Annotated in this window: 20 protein-coding genes; 8 read left to right on the top strand and 12 right to left on the bottom strand. The window is 68.7% G+C overall.

What is annotated here, in order from left to right; translation table 11 throughout:
* A partial coding sequence (locus QK444_RS15055) for an MFS transporter (RefSeq protein WP_282780790.1) occupies window positions 1–671 on the top strand: 671 nt, incomplete at its 5' end.
* Window positions 672–674: 3 nt separating this feature from the next.
* Here the strand turns inward: QK444_RS15055 and QK444_RS15050 are convergent.
* Window positions 675–1,211: a MarR family transcriptional regulator gene (locus QK444_RS15050; protein ID WP_282780788.1), complete on the bottom strand. Its 537-nt coding sequence runs from the start codon at window positions 1,209–1,211 to the stop codon at window positions 675–677.
* Window positions 1,212–1,269: 58 nt separating this feature from the next.
* On the opposite strand from QK444_RS15050, the gene QK444_RS15045 reads away from it, so the two are divergent.
* On the top strand, window positions 1,270–2,694 hold the full coding sequence (locus QK444_RS15045) for an MFS transporter (RefSeq protein ID WP_282780786.1): 1,425 nt from the start codon (window positions 1,270–1,272) through the stop codon (window positions 2,692–2,694).
* Here QK444_RS15045 and QK444_RS15040 read toward each other — a convergent pair.
* From QK444_RS15040 to QK444_RS15030, 3 genes are read right to left on the bottom strand one after another with little or no spacing between them, the layout of a single operon-like run.
* Window positions 2,691–3,335: a Type 1 glutamine amidotransferase-like domain-containing protein gene (locus tag QK444_RS15040; RefSeq protein WP_282780784.1), complete on the bottom strand. Its 645-nt coding sequence runs from the start codon at window positions 3,333–3,335 to the stop codon at window positions 2,691–2,693. The two genes, QK444_RS15045 and QK444_RS15040, sit on opposite strands and share 4 nt — an antisense overlap.
* A 4-nt stretch (window positions 3,336–3,339) precedes the next feature.
* Window positions 3,340–4,161, bottom strand: a complete 822-nt coding sequence (locus QK444_RS15035) for a maleylpyruvate isomerase family mycothiol-dependent enzyme (protein ID WP_282780782.1) — start codon at window positions 4,159–4,161, stop codon at window positions 3,340–3,342.
* Complete coding sequence (locus QK444_RS15030) at window positions 4,158–4,607, bottom strand: HIT family protein (protein WP_282780780.1); 450 nt, start codon at window positions 4,605–4,607, stop codon at window positions 4,158–4,160. Before QK444_RS15030 ends, QK444_RS15035 begins: the two co-directional genes overlap by 4 nt.
* Window positions 4,608–4,866: 259 nt before the next feature.
* Between QK444_RS15030 and QK444_RS15025 the strand changes: the two genes are divergently transcribed.
* Genes QK444_RS15025 through QK444_RS15015 form a run of 3 tightly spaced genes read left to right on the top strand, consistent with a single transcriptional unit; the run spans window position 4,867 to window position 7,736 of the window.
* Complete coding sequence (locus QK444_RS15025) at window positions 4,867–5,985, top strand: Re/Si-specific NAD(P)(+) transhydrogenase subunit alpha (RefSeq protein ID WP_282780779.1); 1,119 nt, start codon at window positions 4,867–4,869, stop codon at window positions 5,983–5,985.
* Window positions 5,985–6,311, top strand: coding sequence for an NAD(P) transhydrogenase subunit alpha (locus QK444_RS15020; protein WP_282780777.1), 327 nt, complete (start codon window positions 5,985–5,987; stop codon window positions 6,309–6,311). Before QK444_RS15025 ends, QK444_RS15020 begins: the two co-directional genes overlap by 1 nt.
* A 3-nt stretch (window positions 6,312–6,314) precedes the next feature.
* Complete coding sequence (locus tag QK444_RS15015; protein ID WP_282780775.1) at window positions 6,315–7,736, top strand: NAD(P)(+) transhydrogenase (Re/Si-specific) subunit beta; 1,422 nt, start codon at window positions 6,315–6,317, stop codon at window positions 7,734–7,736.
* A 76-nt stretch (window positions 7,737–7,812) separates the two neighbouring features.
* On the opposite strand, the gene QK444_RS15010 is transcribed toward QK444_RS15015, so the two are convergent.
* Both QK444_RS15010 and QK444_RS15005 read right to left on the bottom strand, forming a co-directional pair.
* Window positions 7,813–9,516, bottom strand: coding sequence for a metallophosphoesterase (locus tag QK444_RS15010; protein ID WP_282780774.1), 1,704 nt, complete (start codon window positions 9,514–9,516; stop codon window positions 7,813–7,815).
* Between the two features lie 141 nt (window positions 9,517–9,657).
* Complete coding sequence (locus tag QK444_RS15005) at window positions 9,658–9,978, bottom strand: co-chaperone GroES (protein ID WP_029925706.1); 321 nt, start codon at window positions 9,976–9,978, stop codon at window positions 9,658–9,660.
* A gap of 159 nt (window positions 9,979–10,137) precedes the next feature.
* On the opposite strand from QK444_RS15005, the gene QK444_RS15000 reads away from it, so the two are divergent.
* Both QK444_RS15000 and QK444_RS14995 read left to right on the top strand, forming a co-directional pair.
* On the top strand, window positions 10,138–11,457 hold the full coding sequence (locus QK444_RS15000) for an FAD-linked oxidase C-terminal domain-containing protein (protein ID WP_282780794.1): 1,320 nt from the start codon (window positions 10,138–10,140) through the stop codon (window positions 11,455–11,457).
* Window positions 11,458–11,508: 51 nt separating this feature from the next.
* Window positions 11,509–11,799: a GNAT family N-acetyltransferase gene (locus QK444_RS14995; RefSeq protein WP_029925702.1), complete on the top strand. Its 291-nt coding sequence runs from the start codon at window positions 11,509–11,511 to the stop codon at window positions 11,797–11,799.
* Between the two features lies 1 nt (window position 11,800).
* Here the strand turns inward: QK444_RS14995 and QK444_RS14990 are convergent, their stop codons facing one another.
* The 5 genes from QK444_RS14990 to QK444_RS14970 all read right to left on the bottom strand — a co-directional run bounded on the left by QK444_RS14990 (window position 11,801) and on the right by QK444_RS14970 (window position 16,205).
* On the bottom strand, window positions 11,801–12,127 hold the full coding sequence (locus QK444_RS14990; protein WP_039810493.1) for a hypothetical protein: 327 nt from the start codon (window positions 12,125–12,127) through the stop codon (window positions 11,801–11,803).
* Between the two features lie 206 nt (window positions 12,128–12,333).
* Window positions 12,334–13,491 (bottom strand): acyl-CoA dehydrogenase, encoded by a 1,158-nt coding sequence (locus tag QK444_RS14985; protein ID WP_282780792.1) that lies wholly within the window; start codon window positions 13,489–13,491, stop codon window positions 12,334–12,336.
* A 170-nt stretch (window positions 13,492–13,661) separates the two neighbouring features.
* Complete coding sequence (locus tag QK444_RS14980; protein ID WP_282780770.1) at window positions 13,662–14,417, bottom strand: TetR family transcriptional regulator; 756 nt, start codon at window positions 14,415–14,417, stop codon at window positions 13,662–13,664.
* 56 nt (window positions 14,418–14,473) lie between these two features.
* Window positions 14,474–14,989, bottom strand: a complete 516-nt coding sequence (purE, locus tag QK444_RS14975) for a 5-(carboxyamino)imidazole ribonucleotide mutase (protein WP_039810491.1) — start codon at window positions 14,987–14,989, stop codon at window positions 14,474–14,476.
* Entirely contained in the window at window positions 14,982–16,205 is a 1,224-nt protein-coding gene (locus tag QK444_RS14970) for a 5-(carboxyamino)imidazole ribonucleotide synthase (protein ID WP_282780767.1), read from the bottom strand. The genes purE and QK444_RS14970 overlap by 8 nt, the downstream gene beginning before the upstream one ends.
* Before the next feature lie 65 nt (window positions 16,206–16,270).
* Between QK444_RS14970 and QK444_RS14965 the strand changes: the two genes are divergently transcribed.
* Window positions 16,271–16,813 (top strand): GtrA family protein, encoded by a 543-nt coding sequence (locus tag QK444_RS14965; RefSeq protein ID WP_282780765.1) that lies wholly within the window; start codon window positions 16,271–16,273, stop codon window positions 16,811–16,813.
* Between the two features lie 3 nt (window positions 16,814–16,816).
* Here the strand turns inward: QK444_RS14965 and QK444_RS14960 are convergent.
* Window positions 16,817–17,546, bottom strand: a 730-nt coding sequence (locus tag QK444_RS14960; protein WP_282780763.1) for a HAMP domain-containing sensor histidine kinase, incomplete at its 5' end; no start/stop codon positions are given.

Below are 17,546 nucleotides of genomic sequence, written 5' to 3'. Positions count from 1 at the left end.
CGCAGGGGCCGACCCCGAGCGAGGCCGAAGTGCGGGCGGAGTTGAGCTTCGTCCAGCACGGCCCGTCCACGTCGGCGGCGTCCACCGTGCGGAAGGTGGTGGCCCTGGCGGCGGTGGCGTTCGCCATGCTGATGGCGGAGGGGGTGGTCGGTGACTGGAGCGCCTTGCAGATGAGCGAGCGGCTCGGGGTCGAGGCGGGGACGGCGGCGCTGGCGTTCGCGGCCTTCTCGGTCGCCATGACGGTGGGGCGGCTGTGCGCCGATCGGGTCAGCGGGCGGTTCGGGCCGGTGGCCGTGGTGCGGTGGGGGTCGCTGCTGGCGGCGGCGGGATACCTGCTGGTCGTGGTGTCGCCGTGGACGGTGCCGACCGTGCTGGGCTGGGCGCTGTGCGGGATCGGGCTCTCCGGTGGGGTGCCGCAGGTGTTCACGGCGGCGGGCAATCTCGGCTCCAGGACGGCGGCGACCGATATGTCCCGCGTCTTCGGCATCGGCTATCTGGGTCTGCTGGCCGGGCCGGTGATCATCGGCTGGCTCACCGAACTCGTCCCGCTCACCACCGCCATGCTGTTCCCCCTGGCCGCCATGCTGGTGTGCGCCTGGTTCGCCCGCATCGTGGCTACACCCGCCGACCGGCCGCCCGCGCCGCTGCGGTCGGCCGCCGAAACGGAGTGACGCTCAGGCGATTCCGGATTCCTCCAGGCAGCGCGTGTGCTCGGCGAAGTCGTCGAGCATGCGGTGGTTGAGGGTGGCGAGGGTACGCAGATCCTCGGAACTCCAGTCCGCCAGGGCTTCTCGCATCCAGCGGCGCTGCACGGTGCGGATGGCGTCCACGGCGGCGCGGCCGGAATCCGTGAGCCGGACCAACTGGGCCCGGCGATCGCCCGGATCGGCGACCCGGCCCACGAACCCGTTCTTCTCCAACCGCTGCACCTGCCGGGTCACATGCGGGGCCTCCACATCGAGCCGAACGGCAAGCTCCCCCAGGCGCAGCGGCGCGTCGGCATCGGCGAGGATGCGCAGTAGCGGCACACTCGCCCGGTCCACGGTGATACCGGAGGCGGTGACGGCACGGTCGTGCCGCCGGGCCCGGGTGAGCAGGTACGCGAGCCGGGACATGGCCCGTTCCAGTTCGACGATGTGCGCCACGACGTCGGATGCCGCGCCGACCGTCGCCGTGGGATCGGATGCGGAGGTGGCCTTCGGGGGAGGCATGCGGTTATCCTACGAAACCTAATTACTTAATTTTGGTAAGTAATACACAAGGACGCCCATGACTTCCACCGCTGTGGCCGATACCGCCACCCACAACGGTCCCAAGGCACACCTCGGCATGACGCTGCTCGCCCTGTGCGCCGCCGGGCTGGTGGTCTCGATCCAGCAGACCGTGGTGATTCCGCTGCTGCCGCGCATGATCGGCCAGCTGCACACCGACGTCTCCGGCGTCACCTGGCTGTTCACCGCGGCCCTGCTCACCGGCGCGGTCGCCACGCCCCTGCTGTCCCGCTTCGGCGACATGTTCGGCAAGAAGCGCATGGTCATGGTCGCCATGGGCCTGCTCATCATCGGCTCGGTGGTGTGCGCGCTGGCCGAGACGCTGGGCGTCTACATCGCGGGCCGCGCCCTCCAGGGCACCTCGGCGGCCATGATCCCGCTGGCCATCGGCATCATTCGCGACACCTTCCCGCGCGAACGGCTGGTCGGCGCGATCGGCATCGTCAGCGGCACCATGGGCATCGGCGGCACGGTCGGCCTGCTGGTCACCGGCGTGATCGCCGACCACACCACCGATCCGCACCCGGTGTTCTGGCTGACCGCCGCCCTCGGCGTGGCCGCCACGGTGCTGATCCAGATCAGCGCCGAGAACAACGGCGTGCGCCACGGCGGCAAACCTGATTTCCTCGGTGCCGCCCTGCTGGCCGGACTACTGGTGAGCCTGCTATTGGGCATCAGCCAGGGGCCACGCTGGGGTTGGACCTCCGGATCGGTGCTGGCGCTGTTCGCCGCCGCCACGGCGCTGACCGTGATCTGGGTGCTGGTGGAACTGAAGGTGAAACAGCCGCTGGTCCGGTTGCAACTGCTGGTCGGCCCGCAGTCGCTGTCGGCGAACCTCGCGTCGGCGCTGCTCGGATTCGCCTTGTTCGGATCGTTCACGCTCATCTCGAATTTCATCCAGACCCCGGCCGATCAGGTCGGCTACGGCCTGTCCGGTTCGGTGCTGGCGGTCGGCCTCTACGGCATTCCGAGCGCGGTGCTGATGACCTTCTTCTCCTTCCGCACCGGCCGCATCGCCGCCCACATCGGACCCGCCTACACGCTGGCCATCGGCGCGACCTTCGCGGGGCTGTCCATGGCCTGGCTGGCGGTGTTCCACGATCACGGCTATCACATGGTGATCTCGAATATCTTGCAGGGCACCGGATTCGGCATCGGCTACGCGGCACTCGGCACACTCGCGGTGCGGCACGTGCCGATGAGCGAGAGCGGGATCGCCAGCGGCATCAACTCGCTGGTGCGCACGGCGGGCGGCAGTATCGCGGGTGCGGTCACCGCGTCCATTCTGTCGGCGCACGTCATCGCGGGTACCCGGGTGCCGACGCTGGACGCCTATGTGGCGAGCTTCGCCATCCTGGCCGTCGGCGCGTTCCTCGCCGCGGCCGTCGCGGTCGGCCACGGCCTGCGCCACCGGGGCGATTAGACCGCACCGAGCACCTCGAGCCGCTCGCCGTCGACGATCACCGCGTCGTCGTCGGTGAGCGCCCAGTGCGCGACGCCGCCGATCCGGTACTCCTGGGACAGTTTCCGGCTCAGCCCCTCGGGATCGGTGGGGGAATCCAGATGCGGGACGATGCGGTGATCGACCAGACCCAGTCCGTCCCACAGCACATCGCCGCCGCAGGCCGTGCGCACCTCGTCCGGATCGTCCATGGCTTCCAGGCCGTGCAGATCCGGGGTCATGACGCACGCGCCCGCGCTGTAACCGGCATAGACGAGCGCGTCCGCGTCGAGCAGCCGCCGGAGCGCGAGATCGGCTCCGCTGCGGGCGAATTGGGCGCGCAGCACGAAGGTGTTGCCGCCGCGCACCCACACCATCGGAAATCCGGTGAGGGTCTCCTCCAGGTCCGCGGCGCGGCCCACGTAGTCGCGCAGGTCCACCACCTCGGGCTCGAATCCCGAGCGGCGCAGCGGAACCAGATCACTGGTCACCGCGCTGGCCCACGCCGAGGGCCAGGCATCGCAGGCATTGGCTATCACCGCCACCCGCCCCGGCGCGCCGACCAGCTCGAGCAGCCGATCGTAGTGCGCCCCGAAGCGGTAGCTGGACAGGAACAGGCGCACGGAATCAGATGGTGAACGCCAGGCTGCGCACCAGGCGGTCGCCGAGGTCGGTGTCACCGCTGAGCGCGATCTCGTCGGCGTGCGCCGCCGCGTTCGTGCGACCCCCGCGCAGTCGGGCGAACAGGCCCGAGTCCAGGCCGACGACCACGGTGGCGGGACCGTCGAGGGCCTCGACCTGATGCGCCCGGCCGCCGTCCACCGCGAGGTGCACGGTATGCGGTGTGGCACCGCCGATCTCGAAGGTGATACGCGAACCATCGGATGCGCCCGCGCCTTTCACCGCGGCACGGCCGAGACCGACTACGAGTTCCGGGAAGACCGACTCCGCGCGCGGGCTGCTCTCGTCCACCGTCACCCGCAGGCCGTCGGCGATATCGAGTTCGTGCATCCAACAGTCGAAGATCCGCACCCGCATGAAGCGGCCGTAGGGCACCATGCCCACCGGTGAGGGCACGGGCGCGGCCCACGCCGCGTCGTCCATGGCGGCCAGGGCCTTGCGGCGGCGGTCGGTGACCTCGCGGAAACGGACCATGAGTTCCGCGCCGGAGAGGGGGCGCAGCGATTCGATCCACTTCTCGTTGAACGCGCCCACCTCGTTGCGGACGTGTTCGTATCCGGTCACGTCCGCCTCGGGCGGCATCTCACCGAGCAGCATGGATTCGGTCCCGATGACGTGGGCGATCACGTCGAAGACCGTCCACCCGGGCAGCGACGACGCCGTGCGCCAGCCGCCCTCGTCGAGTCCGTCCACCAGGTGGGCGAGCGCGTCCCACTGATCGGACAGATCGGCGGTGATCCGTTCCCGGTCCGGCACGGTGTCGGTCATGCGTTGGTTTCCTTCTCCTCGTCGGCGAGCCGGTCCAGTCCGGCGCGAATGGCGGCCGCGGTGCTGTCGCGGTCGTGTGGTCGCCGCAGCAGCAGGCCCGTGGCGAAGCGGAGTTTGTCGCCGCTGTGCCGGGGCACGACGTGCAGATGCACATGGTCGACGGTCTGGAAGGCGGCCTTGCCGTCGTTGATCAGCAGGTTCGCACCGTCCACCCGGAGATCGCTGCGCCGCATGGCCTTGGCGAGCCGATGACCGAAGGCGAACAGTCGCGCGCCGAGGGCCGGGTCGAGCGTGTCGAGGTCGCCGGAGTGCCATTTCGGGATGACGAGCGTATGCCCCCGCGTGATGGGCCGGATGTCGAGGAACGCCAGCAGGGTGTCGTCCTCGTGGATCTTGGTGGCGGGTGCGGTGCCCGCCACGATCCGGCAAAAGATGCAGCCACTCACCCCGCTGAGATTACGGCGTAAGAGTGAGCCGCGACACCCCCGGGCGCGGGCGCAGCGCGCTCACCTGCTGGCACACCCGAAAGTAAGCAACCTGCCTGGCAGGTACGTACTTGCCGCTGGTCACCGCTCACCCCACACTGTGACAGCCATCTCCACTAAGCTCACCGCGAGCCGGGTATGGTTGCGAGAATTGTCTAGAACTTACTGCGCAGTAAGTTCGCAGGCGGTCCGGCCTCACCACGAGAAGGAAGTTTGACAAGTGGACACAACGCAGAGCGCACAGCACGATGCGCCCCGCGGTGCGCGCGTCGGCGTGGTTCGCGAGACGAACACGGACGAACGACGCGTCGCATTGGTGCCGAAGATCATTCCGTCACTGCTGAAGCAGGGTGTGGAGGTGATCGTCGAGTCCGGCGCCGGGCTGGGCGCGCTCATTCCCGACGAACTGTATACCGACGCGGGCGCGACCATCGGCGATCCGTGGAATGCCGACGTGATCGTCAAGGTCGCGCCGCCCAATGACGCCGAGATCGCCAAGCTGTCGTCCGGTCAGACCCTGATCGGCTTCCTGGCCCCGCGCAACGCCGACAACAAGATCGGCGCGCTGAAGGCCGCCGGCGTGCAGGCGTTCGCGGTGGAGGCCATTCCGCGGATCTCGCGCGCCCAGGTCATGGACGCGCTGTCCTCGCAGGCGAATGTGGCCGGATACAAGGCCGTGCTGCTGGCCGCGTCGGAATCCACCCGCTTCTTCCCCATGCTGACCACCGCCGCGGGCACCGTGAAGCCCGCGACCGTGCTGGTGCTCGGCGTCGGCGTGGCCGGGCTGCAGGCGCTGGCCACCGCCAAGCGCCTGGGTGGGCGCACCACCGGTTACGACGTGCGGCCCGAGGTCGCCGATCAGGTGCGTTCGGTCGGCTCGCAGTGGCTGGACCTGGGCATCGACGCCGCCGGTGAGGGCGGGTACGCCCGCGAGCTCACCGACGAGGAGAAGGCCCAGCAACAGCAGGCCCTCGAGGACGCCATCAAGGGCTTCGACGTGGTGATCACCACCGCGCTGGTGCCGGGCCGTCCCGCCCCGCGCCTGGTCACCGCCGCCGCCGTGGAGGGCATGAAGCCGGGCAGCGTGATCGTGGACCTGGCCGGTGAGACCGGCGGCAACTGCGAGCTGACCGAACCCGGCAAGACCGTGGTCCGCCACGACGTCACCATCTGCTCGCCGCTGAACCTGCCCGCCACCATGCCCGAGCACGCCAGCGAGCTGTACTCGAAGAACATCTCCGCCCTCCTGGAACTCATGCTGAAAGACGGTGCGCTGCAACCGGATTTCGAGGATCAGGTGCTGGCGGATTCCTGCGTCACGCGTGAGGTCGATGCCTGATGTACACCGAACTCCTGGCGAATATCGCCATTCTCGTACTGTCCGGATTCGTGGGCTTCGCGGTCATCTCCAAGGTGCCCAACACCCTGCACACCCCGCTCATGTCCGGCACCAATGCCATTCACGGCATCGTGGTGCTGGGCGCCCTGGTGGTGCTGGGCAAGGTGGAGGATCCCTCGATCGGGATGCAGATCATCCTGTTCGTCGCCGTGGTCTTCGGAACCCTGAACGTCATCGGCGGTTTCGTGGTGACCGACCGCATGCTCGGCATGTTCAAGGGCAAGAAGCCCGCCGCGTCCGGCGAGTCTGCGAAGGCGGGTAAGTAAGCCATGGACAATCTGGTCAATATTCTCTACATCATCGCCTTCTCGCTGTTCATCTACGGCCTGATGGGCCTGACCGGCCCGAAGACGGCGGTACGCGGCAACTGGATCGCCGCGGCCGGTATGGCTATCGCCGTGGTCGCCACCCTGATCGCGGTGCGCGACACCGGCAACTGGATCATCATCGCCGCCGGTCTGATCGTCGGCGTGGTACTGGGCGTGCCCCCGGCCAAGTTCACCAAGATGACCGAGATGCCGCAGCTCGTCGCCGCGTTCAACGGCGTCGGCGGCGGCACTGTCGCCCTCATCGCCTGGGCGGAATTCCTGGATACCAGCGGCTTCTCGAACTTCCAGCACGGTGAGGAACCGACCGTGCACATCGTGATCGGCTCACTGTTCGCGGCCATCATCGGTTCGGTGTCGTTCTGGGGTTCGCTGATCGCCTTCGGCAAGCTGCAGGAGATCCTGCCCGGCAAGCCGATCGGCATCGGCCGACTACAGCAGCCGCTGAACCTGCTGCTGCTGGCTGGATCCATCGTGGCCGCGGTCGTCATCGGCATCTCCGCCGCCGACGGCGGCGCGTCGGGCTGGTGGATGGTCGCGGTGCTGGTGCTGGCGGGCGTGCTCGGCCTCATGGTGGTGCTGCCCATCGGCGGCGCGGACATGCCCGTGGTCATCTCGCTGCTCAACGCCTTGACCGGGCTGTCGGCCGCCGCCGCGGGTCTGGCGCTCAACAACACCGCCATGATCGTGGCGGGCATGATCGTCGGCGCGTCCGGCACCATTCTCACCAACCTCATGGCCAAGGCCATGAACCGGTCCATCCCCGCCATCGTCGCGGGCGGATTCGGCGGTGGCGGAACGGCTCCCGGTGCGGGCTCGGGCGGCGAGGCCAAGACGGCCAAGGCCACCAGCGCCGCCGACGCCGCCATCCAGATGGCCTACGCCAACCAGGTCATCGTGGTACCCGGCTACGGTATGGCCGTGGCCCAGGCCCAGCACGCGGTCAAGGAGATGGCGGCCCTGCTCGAGGCCAAGGGCGTCGAGGTCAAGTACGCCATCCACCCGGTCGCCGGTCGCATGCCCGGCCATATGAACGTGCTGCTGGCCGAGGCCGAGGTGTCCTACGACGCCATGAAGGAAATGGACGACATCAACGGCGAATTCGGCCGCACCGACGTCGCCCTGGTCATCGGCGCGAACGACGTCACCAACCCGGCCGCCCGCGAGGACTCGTCCTCGCCGATCTACGGCATGCCGGTGCTCGACGTCGACAAAGCCAAGAGCGTCATCGTGCTCAAGCGCTCGATGAACTCCGGCTTCGCCGGTATCGACAACCCGCTGTTCTACGCCGACCACACCTCCATGCTGTTCGGCGACGCCAAGAAGTCCGTCGGTGCGGTCACCGAGGAGCTGAAGGCGCTCTAGTTCGGCACGGCGCGGCAGTTCGACACGACGCAGGCTCGGAAGGCCCGTATCCCAGTGGGATGCGGGCCTTCCGGCGTCAGGGCCGGACCTGGCGGCGGTAGGTGAGCTTGTCGAATTCGCGGCCGTATTCGTCGACGGCGACCACGTCCATCTCGCTGGCGAAGAAGCCGGGACGCACGTCCACTCGGATGAAGGAGTAGTTGCGGAAGCGGACCCGGGACCACGGGGCCGCTTCGTCGCGTGTGCCGCCGTCCGCCGTCCAGACGTAGCTGTTCGGCACCGCGGTGTCGGGAAGTTCGTTGCCGCGGTAGGACTCCCGGGAGCCGGGCTGGAATTCGTAGCGGGGCCGCCCGCCGCCGCCGACGGTGTAGTAGACGGTGCCGTCGGTCTCCGGATAGACGATGTCGTGGTCGGCGGCCACCCGGGTAGCCGCGCCGCCGCGGATGGGGTCGGTGCGCTCGAAGACGTGATTGTGGCCTTGGAGCACCAGATCGACCTGGTAGCGGTCGAACAGGGCGCACCAGGCGTCGCGGACGCCGCCGTCGCTGGCGTGCGCCTCGGTGGTGGAGTAGGCGCAGTGGTGGAAGAAGCAGACGATGAAGTCGATGTTCCGGTCGGCACGATAGGACGCGAGAGTGCGCTGCACCCATCCGGTCTGCGTGCCGCCGGAGTAGCCGGTATTGGCCTTGATCTCGTAGGAGATGTCATTGGCGTCCAGCGACAGCACCGCCACATTGCCGTAGGTGAACGAGTACGCCGAGGGGCATCCGGCCGGACCGTTGCCCGGGAAGTCCAGGCGCGCAAGGTGTCCGCCGTAGCCGTGGGTGTCGTAGGCGGCCTCCATGTCGTGGTTGCCGGTGGCGAACATCCACGGCGTGGTCGCCGCGCTGGCCTCGATGGCGCCCAGGTACACGTCCCACACGTACGGGTTGAACCTGTCGAATCCGCTGGCGGGCTTGCCGCCCGACGGCACGAACTGCGCCCGCTTGCCCGCGCCCGAGGGGTCGGCGTAGGCGATGTCCCCGGCGAGCACGTGGAAATCCGGTCGGGCGGCGGCGATCTGGCGCACGATATTGTCCGCGTGCCGCACCGTCGGGTCGTTGTCCGCCTGGTAGTACATGTCGTCGTAGTCACCGGGTGCGAGACCCGCTGGCCGCGAGGGCGTCTCGTCCGAACCCTGGTCGCCCATCATGGTGAAGCGGAAGGGCAGCACCGCTTCTCGGGCCGTGGGCATGGCGGTGGCGGCCGAGCGGATGTCGCCGACGAAACCGTCCGAGGTGCGCCAGCGGTAGAAGTGCGGCATCCGGCCCGGCAGTCCGTCCACGGGCGCGTGCACGTAGAACTGCTCGGCCGCCAGCACGCCCCCGTCGCTGCTCGGGATCTGGGTGACCAGGTTGCGCACCTCGGCCTCGGCGCTCGACCCCAGCGCGGGTGTGCTCCCGTGGTCGAGAAACACCTTGGCCCCGTGCGGATTCCGGGACAGCTGCGCGGCGAACCGCAGTTGGCTGGCCGCGTCCGCGCCGTAGCCGACGTGCAGGCCGCCCACCCCCAGCCGCGCTTCCTCCGCGTAGGCGCGCGCCCCGAACGGTGACGCGCCCACGGCCGCCACCGCGGCGGCCGCCGCCGACCCGCGCAGGAAGTTGCGCCGCGAGACCGCGTGCCGTCGCAGATAGCTCCGATGCCACTCGTGCTGCTCGGCCATGGTCATGGTGGCGGCGAGCGGCTCGGGAATGCCGGTATCGGGGATATCTCCGGCCGGGTTCAGGCGTGTGCGCGACATGGGATCGGATGCTGGCCGACGCCGATGACCGGAGCAATCGCCCGCGCCCGCACAATGGCAAATGTTTGGTTAACAGTTGCCGAGAATGCGGCGAATCGGACGCAAGCGGAGGAAACGTAAGTGGGCTGGCGGTACCCGCGGCTAGAGGTATAGACCGGTGCCGTGCTCCGGGCGCTCGTTCGCCACGGCATGCAGGTCCCGTTCCCGCAGCACGTAGTACGCCTGCCCCTGGATCTCCACCTCGTACTGATCCTCGGCCCCGAAGAGCACCCGGTCGCCGACGCTCACCGCGCGCACGTGCGAACCCACGCCGCACACCTCGCCCCAGGACAGCCGCTTGGCGACCTGCGCGGTCGCCGGGATCAGAATGCCCCCGCTGCTGCGCCGCTCCCCCGCGTCCTGATTGATCTTGACCATGACGCGGTCGTGCAGCATTTGGATTTCGAGCTTGGGATCGGACACGGCCCGCAGTGTACTGCGCCCGCGCCACCGGCCGGACGAGGAGCATGGACATGGGACCGGTTCCCCACTTCCGCGCGCTCGCCACGTAGTTTCTCCACTGTGGACCCGCACAGCTCTGCCCCCGATCTCGACTCGCTTCGCGCTCTGCTGCCCGACGGCATGGTGGTCACCGATCCCGACGTCCTGGGCGGCTACCGCCAGGACCGGGCCCTGGACCCCGACGCCGGAATCGCCCTGGCCCTCATCCGACCCACCGAGACCGCACAGGTGGCCACGGTCATGGGCTGGGCGCATGAACACCGGGTGCCGGTGGTGCCGCGCGGCGCGGGCACCGGACTCTCCGGCGGAGCCACCGCACAGCACGGCGCGCTGCTGCTGAGCACCGAACGTATGCGGGCCATCACCGTCGACACCGTCACCCGCACCGCCGTGACCCAACCCGGACTGCTCAACGCCGAGGTCAAACGCGCCGCCGCCGACCACGGCCTGTGGTATCCACCCGACCCGTCCTCGTTCGAGATCTGCTCCATCGGCGGCAATGCCGCCACCAACGCCGGGGGCCTGTGCTGTGTGAAATACGGCGTCACCACCGACTACATCCTCGGCATGGAAGTCGTCCTCGCCGACGGCACCACGGTGCGCCTGGGCGGACCCCGATTGAAGGACTCCGCCGGACTGTCGCTGACGAAGCTGTTCGTCGGCAGCGAGGGCACCCTCGGCATCATCACCGAACTCACCCTGCGGCTGCTGCCCGCCCAACCGCCGCAGTCCACCGTGGTGGCCACCTTCCCCACGCTCACCGCCGCCACCGAGGCCATCCTCGCCATCACCGGCGCGCTACGGCCCTCCATGCTCGAGTTCATGGACTCCGTCGCCGTCAACGCCGTCGAGGACGAACTCCGCATGGGCCTGGACCGCACCGCCGCCGGGCTGCTGGTCGCCCGCTCCGACGCCCCCGGTGAACACGCCGGACACGAAGCCGACCTCATGCTCACCGCCTGCGAACAGGCCGGAGCCACCGAGGCGTTCCGCACCGACGACCCCGATGAGGGCGAAGCCTTCTGCGCGGCACGCCGCTTCGCCATCCCCGCCGTGGAACGCAAAGGCCCGCTGCTGCTCGAGGACGTCGGCGTCCCGCTGCCGCGTTTGGGCGACCTCGTCACGGGTATCGCCGATATCGCCGCCCGCCGTCAGGTGCTGGTCTCGGTCATCGCCCACGCCGGCGACGGCAACACCCACCCCCTCATCGTGCACGACCCGAACAACCCCGACGAAACCGAACGCGCTCACCAGGCCTTCGGAGAGATCATGGACCTCGCCATCGCCCTCGGCGGCACCATCACCGGCGAACACGGCGTCGGCCGCCTCAAGAAGGCCTGGCTACCCGACCAGGTAGGCCCCGAGGTCATGGACCTGACCCGCCGCATCAAACACGCCCTCGACCCGCACGGCATCCTCAACCCCGGGGCCGTGCTCTAGTCCGTTCCGGCCCATCGGAACAATCCTCGTCACAAGGGAGTTCACTCGAACATGACCACCAGGCTCGAACACAATGTCGCGGCCACCCGCTACGAGATCTACCTCGACGACACTCTCGCGGGTTACGCCGACTACGCCGAACGCGTGGACGGGGACGTGCGGGTCCGCGATTTCCAGCACACGCTGACCTTCCCGGAATTCCGGGGACGCAAGGTGGCCGCGCAGGTGGTGGAATTCGCGCTGCGCGATTCCCGCGAGGCGGGATTCACCATTATTCCGACCTGCTGGTACGTGGAGAAGTTCATCGCCGAGAACCCGGAGTACGCGGATCTGGTGGCCTAGGTCAATGCCGGTGGCGGCGGGACGCCGCGCGTCGCCAGACCAGGAATTGCCGGTCGGTGGTGCTGACCATGGCCTCGATGACCTTCTCGTTGTCGAAGCCGGGTAGTGCCTGCAGGCGGGCGAGGAATGCGGTGTCAGCCGCCGAATGCGGTACCACGCAGCCTTTTCCGGACGCACTGATCAGCACGAAGAACACGTCCTCGGCGAACGGTCCGTCCGCCGTGGTGATGATTCGTACCTCCGACAGTTCCGTCCACGAAACCTCTTCCACTCGCCCGTTGTCCAACGTGCGCCGGACGAACCTGTCGTTGATTTCGACGCCGGCCATGAAACCATACTGCTCCCCTCACCCCGGCCTGGACAGCCCTGAAATCGAGCCCCGCCACCCGAAGGATAAAAAGGAAAACTCCGGCTAACCGCCCACCCCGCAGTCCAGCGGCGAGTCGGCCACCGGAGTTATCCCATGGCTACACAAGAGATTTCAGCTGCACGCGCGGATTCTCAGCCGCGCGTGCGAAATCCCGCGCGGTCCGCTCAGCGCAGAATGGCGCGCGACATGACCAGGCGCTGAATCTGGTTGGTGCCCTCGTAGATCTGAGTAATCTTGGCGTCACGCATCATGCGCTCCACCGGGAAGTCGGTGGTGTAGCCCGCACCGCCGAAGAGCTGCACGGCATTGGTGGTGACCTCCATGGCCACATCCGAGGCGAAGCACTTGGCGGCCGCGGAGATGAAGCCGAGGTTCTGCTCGCCGCGCTCGGCGCGGGCGGCGGAGGTGTAGACCATGAGGCGGGCGGCCTCCACCTTCATGGCCATATCGGCCAGCATGAACTGGGTGTTCTGGAAGTCGGCGATGGCCTTGCCGAACTGCTTGCGGTCCTTGGTGTAGGCGATGGCCGCGTCCAGCGCGCCCTGAGCGAGGCCGACGGCCTGCGCGCCGATGGTGGGGCGGGTGTGGTCCAGGGTCTGCAGCGCGGTCTTGAAGCCGGTGCCGGGCTCGCCGATGATGCGGTCGCCGGGAACCTTGCAGTTCTCGAAGTACAGCTCGGCGGTCGGGGAGCCCTTGATGCCCAGCTTGTGCTCCAGCGGACCCACCACGAAGCCCTCGTCGTCGGAGTGGACCATGAACGCCGAGATGCCGTTGGCGCCCTTGTCCGGGTCGGTCACGGCCATGACGGTGTACCAGTCGGACTTGCCGCCATTGGTGATCCAGCACTTGGAGCCGTTGATGATCCAGCCGTCGCCGTCCTGGCGGGCGCGGGTGCGCATGGAGGCGGCGTCGGAACCGGCCTCCCGCTCGGACAGGGCGTAGGAGGCCATCTTGCCGGCCACGATGTCGGCGAGCACCTGCTGCTTGAGTTCCTCGGAGCCGTTGAGGATCAGGCCCATGGTGCCGAGCTTGTTCACGGCCGGGATGAGCGAGGAGGATCCGCAGACGCGGGCGACCTCTTCGATCACGATGCAGGTGGCGACGGAGTCGGCACCCTGGCCGCCGTAGGCCTCGGGCACGTGCACGGCGTTGAAACCGGCGGCGTTGAGGGCGGTCAGCGCCTCCTCCGGGAACCGGGAGTTGCCGTCGACGTCCTTGGCGTAGGGCGCGATCTCCTTCTCGGACAGACCGCGAATGGCCTCGCGCAGCTCGTGATGGAAGTCCTCGAGCTGGAACAGATTGAAGTCGGGGTTGCCCGCCATGAGTTCACTCCTGGTTCGTGGTTTCGGATCGCCGCTGCTCGCCAGCGCCATCTCCAGCATCTCGGCACTCAGTGCCAACCGTCGCCGAGTATACGCCGCCAAATCGCGGCCACATGCGGTTACTACCCCATCAGGCGGTGGCACGCAGTGTCAGATTCGACACGTGCGCGTCAGTCCAGGGTATCCAGGCGACGGGCCAGCAGATCGGCGACCTGCCGGGGCGACATGGCGCGCGGAAAGACCGCTACGACCAACTGGTCGGATTCATCCCCGTGTTCGGCACGACCCCGGGGTATGGCATCGAGTGCCGCCCGCAGATCGGCCGGGCTCGCGTCGGACTCGCCGCGCACCATCCGGCGCAGCAGATAGTTGTGCGTCGCCGTCACCGCCGCCGTGAACTGCACCAGCGCCAGATCCGACTCCCCGCGCAGGCGCTCGCGCAGATAGTCGGTGAACAGCCGCTCGTACCGGAACACCGTCACGATCTCGCGCTCCCGCAGCGCGGGCACCTGCCGCACCACGCGATACCGCCGCGCCGCCAGCTCCCGCCACTGCGTGAACCGCTCGAACACCCCGACGACCGCCGCGAGCACGCCCGCCCACGGATCGCCGTCCCACCCGTCCAGGAATTCCCGCGCCTGCGCCAACTGCGATTCGTGATCGGCGAAGACCACATCCTCCTTGGCCCGGAACTGCCGGAAGAAGGTGCGCCGGGAGATCCCCGCCGCCTCCGCGATCTCATCGACCGTCGTCGCCTCGTACCCCTTCTCGGCGAACAACCGCAACGCCTGATCGACCACGGTCAACCGCCGCGCGGTCGCGATGGCTCCCCCGCCGCCGCGTGCCTTCGCCGCACCGGCGGTCGCGTCGCGAACCCGCGCCGCGGTGCCTTCGCCACGCTCGGGCGTACCCCTGGATTCACCCATGCGGTCTCGAACTCAGCTGTCGCGGACCGGAGTTCGCGGTGTGGTGGCCACCGCGCTCATCCCAGCAACCGGGTGCGCAGGGCGTCGTCCTTCTCCAGCACGAGCTTCTCCAGATCGGCCTGGAACTGCTCCATGCGCACGCGCAGGTCCGGATCGGCGGCGGCGAGGATACGGACCGCCAGCAGGCCGGCGTTGCGCGCGCCGCCGATGGAGACCGTGGCGACCGGGACGCCCGCGGGCATCTGCACGATGGACAACAGTGAGTCCATGCCGTCCAGGTACTTCAGCGGCACCGGGACGCCGATCACGGGCAGCGGGGTGGCCGAGGCGACCATGCCGGGCAGATGCGCCGCACCGCCCGCGCCCGCGATGATCACCTGGATGCCGCGGCCCGCCGCCTCCCTGGCGTAGTCGAGCATGCGCTGCGGGGTGCGGTGCGCCGACACCACACCTACCTCGAAGCGAATGCCGAACTCCGCCAGGGCTTCCGCGGCCGCCTGCATGGTCGGCCAGTCGGAGTCGGAGCCCATGATCAGGCCGACCTGTGGCGCGGTGCGCTCGGTATCACTCATGATGCGGATCCCATCCGTCGGTCCATACCGCGTGCGACATCCAGTGCGCCGCGCGCTCGGCCTGCTCGCGTGTGGCGGCGACATCGTCGCCGAGGATATTGATGTGCCCGATCTTGCGGTCGGGCCGCTCACCCTTGCCGTAGAGGTGCACCCGGGCTTCCGGCATGCGGGCGAACAGGTGGTGCAGCCGCTCGTCCATGGACATGGCGGGGGCTTCGGGCGCGCCGAGGATATTCGCCATCACGGTGACCGGGGCCAGCGGCGCGGTATCGCCCAGCGGATAGTCCAGCACCGCGCGCAGATGCTGTTCGAACTGGCCGGTGACCGCCCCGTCCATGCTCCAGTGGCCGCTGTTGTGCGGGCGCATGGCCAGCTCGTTCACCAGCAGCTCACCGGCATGGGTCTCGAACAGCTCCACCGCCATCGCGCCCGTGGTGCCGAGTTCGGAGGCCAGCCGCAGCGCCAGCGCCGACGCCTCGGTCGCACGCTCCTCCGGCAGCTCCGGCGCGGGCGCGATCACCACGGCGCACTGGCCGTTGCGCTGCACGGTCTCCACCACCGGCCAGACGGCGGCCTGCCCGAACGGCGAGCGCGCCACCATGGCCGACAGCTCACGCTTCAGGTCCACCTTCGCCTCCGCCAGTAGCCCGACGCCGTGCGCCAGCTGGTCGTCCACGATGCGGGTGGCCTCAGCGGCGTCGGCGGGCATCCACACGCCGCGGCCGTCGTAGCCGCCGCGCACCGCCTTCAGCACGAAGGGCCAGCCGTGCTCGTCACCGAACGCGACGGCGTCGGCCGCCGACGCCACGGCGGTGAACGCCGGGACCGGCACGCCCAGCTCCGCCAGCTTGCGGCGCATGGCCAGCTTGTCCTGGGCGTAGACGAGCGCGCCCGGCGGCGGCTGCACGTTCACGCCCTCCGCGATGAGCGCCTCCAGGTGCTCGGTGGGCACGTGCTCGTGGTCGAAGGTCACCGCGTGCGAGCCGACCGCGGCCTTGCGTAGCGCGGCCAGGTCGGTGTGGGTGCCCAACACCACCTCGGGTGTCACCTGGGCGGCCGGGTCGTCGGGCCGTTCGGCGAGGACGCGCAGCCGCTGCCCGAGCGCGACCGCCGCCTGATGGGTCATCCGTGCCAGCTGCCCGCCACCGATCATGGTGACCGTGGGCATGGCCGAGGAATCGAAGGAACGTGCGCTCACGTTCGACAATATTGTCATGGTGCCCGGGGGCCCCGTGCCTGCGGGTTGCCGACCCGGTATCGCGGGCACGTAGACTCGGCCTCGTGTCATTTGTCGACGACGTGGTAAAACTGCTGCCCACACCGCTGCGGGATCTCGCGATCCGCCATCACGAACTGATCAAGTTCGCGATCGTGGGCGCCACCACGTTCGTCATCGACAGCGGCATCTTCTACTTCCTGAAATTGACCATTCTGGAACCGAAGCCGGTAACCGCCAAGATCATCTCCGGGGTGATCGCGGTGATCGCCTCCTACATTCTCAATCGCGAATGGACGTTCGAGAATCGGGGCGGACGGGAGAAACACCACGAGGCCCTGCTGTTCTTCGCGGTCAGCGGTATCGGCGTGGTGCTGAGCTTCACACCGCTGTGGATCTCGCGGTACATGCTGCACCTGCAGGTGCCGAATATCAGCCTCACCGCCGAGAACATCACCGACTTCATCAGCGCCTTCATCATCGGCAATATCCTGCAGATGATGTTCCGATTCTGGGCCATGCGGCGCTGGGTCTTCCCCGACGAGATGCGCCAGATCGAAGCGGAACTCGAGGATCTGCTCGGCGAGGAACAGCTCGGCCACAGCTAGCCGCTACCGCGGTTCGGCGACCACCTCGCCCTGGACGCGATTCGCGGCGGGCGCGCCCAGGAAGACCGCGAACAACGCCGGGCGGCGACGCTGCAACTCCAGCCGGCCGCCGTCGGCCTCGATGAGGGCGCGCGCCAGCGCCAGCCCCACACCCGTGGAACCACCCGCCGAGAACCCGCGGTCGAAGATGTGCGGGGCGAGCTCGTCGCGCACCCCGTGGCCCTCGTCGGCCACCTCCACGCACACCAGTGGCTCCCGGTCCCGCCCGCCCGTCACCGTGCGCACCGACACCGTGCAGGTGCCGCCGCCGTGCATGAGGGCATTGTCGACCAGCACCGCCACCGCCTCCCGTAACCGGGAACCGGTGATGGGCGCGCGCAGCGTCGGATCGCCCGCCAGCACCAGTTTGCGACCCGCCTCCGCGAACGGATGCCGCCATTCCGACACCACTCCGCGCAGTTCGTCGATCACCGGCACCGGATCGCGCTCGGCCGCGCCCTCGTCCCGGGAGGCGCGCACCAGATCGTCGATGGCGTCGGTGAGGCGATCCACCTGCGCCATCGCCTCCTCGGCCTCGTGCACCACATCCGGATCCGAGTACTCCGACAGCTCGTCCAGACGCAGGCGCACCGCGGTCAGGCGGCTGCGCAGCTGATGGGAGACGTCGGCCACCAGGGCATGCTCGCGTTGCAGGCGGCCCGCGATCTCCACGGTCGCCGAATCCAGCACATCG

The organism is Nocardia sp. CC201C, assembly GCF_030010695.1.
Taxonomy (GTDB): domain Bacteria; phylum Actinomycetota; class Actinomycetes; order Mycobacteriales; family Mycobacteriaceae; genus Nocardia; species Nocardia otitidiscaviarum.
The sequence above is the reverse complement of the archived record's forward strand: the minus strand, read 5'-3'. Positions and strand labels throughout refer to the sequence as shown.

Coding starts and splice junctions, on each gene's coding strand:
- QK444_RS15050 (WP_282780788.1), bottom strand. CDS start 1,211: ATGCCTCCCCCGAAGGCCACCTCCGCATCCGATCCCACGGCGACGGTC.
- QK444_RS15045 (WP_282780786.1), top strand. CDS start 1,270: ATGACTTCCACCGCTGTGGCCGATACCGCCACCCACAACGGTCCCAAG.
- QK444_RS15035 (WP_282780782.1), bottom strand. CDS start 4,161: ATGACCGACACCGTGCCGGACCGGGAACGGATCACCGCCGATCTGTCC.
- QK444_RS15020 (WP_282780777.1), top strand. CDS start 5,985: ATGTACACCGAACTCCTGGCGAATATCGCCATTCTCGTACTGTCCGGA.
- QK444_RS15015 (WP_282780775.1), top strand. CDS start 6,315: ATGGACAATCTGGTCAATATTCTCTACATCATCGCCTTCTCGCTGTTC.
- QK444_RS15010 (WP_282780774.1), bottom strand. CDS start 9,516: ATGTCGCGCACACGCCTGAACCCGGCCGGAGATATCCCCGATACCGGC.
- QK444_RS15000 (WP_282780794.1), top strand. CDS start 10,138: ATGGTGGTCACCGATCCCGACGTCCTGGGCGGCTACCGCCAGGACCGG.
- QK444_RS14995 (WP_029925702.1), top strand. CDS start 11,509: ATGACCACCAGGCTCGAACACAATGTCGCGGCCACCCGCTACGAGATC.
- QK444_RS14990 (WP_039810493.1), bottom strand. CDS start 12,127: ATGGCCGGCGTCGAAATCAACGACAGGTTCGTCCGGCGCACGTTGGAC.
- QK444_RS14985 (WP_282780792.1), bottom strand. CDS start 13,491: ATGGCGGGCAACCCCGACTTCAATCTGTTCCAGCTCGAGGACTTCCAT.
- QK444_RS14980 (WP_282780770.1), bottom strand. CDS start 14,417: ATGGGTGAATCCAGGGGTACGCCCGAGCGTGGCGAAGGCACCGCGGCG.
- purE (WP_039810491.1), bottom strand. CDS start 14,989: ATGAGTGATACCGAGCGCACCGCGCCACAGGTCGGCCTGATCATGGGC.
- QK444_RS14970 (WP_282780767.1), bottom strand. CDS start 16,205: ATGACAATATTGTCGAACGTGAGCGCACGTTCCTTCGATTCCTCGGCC.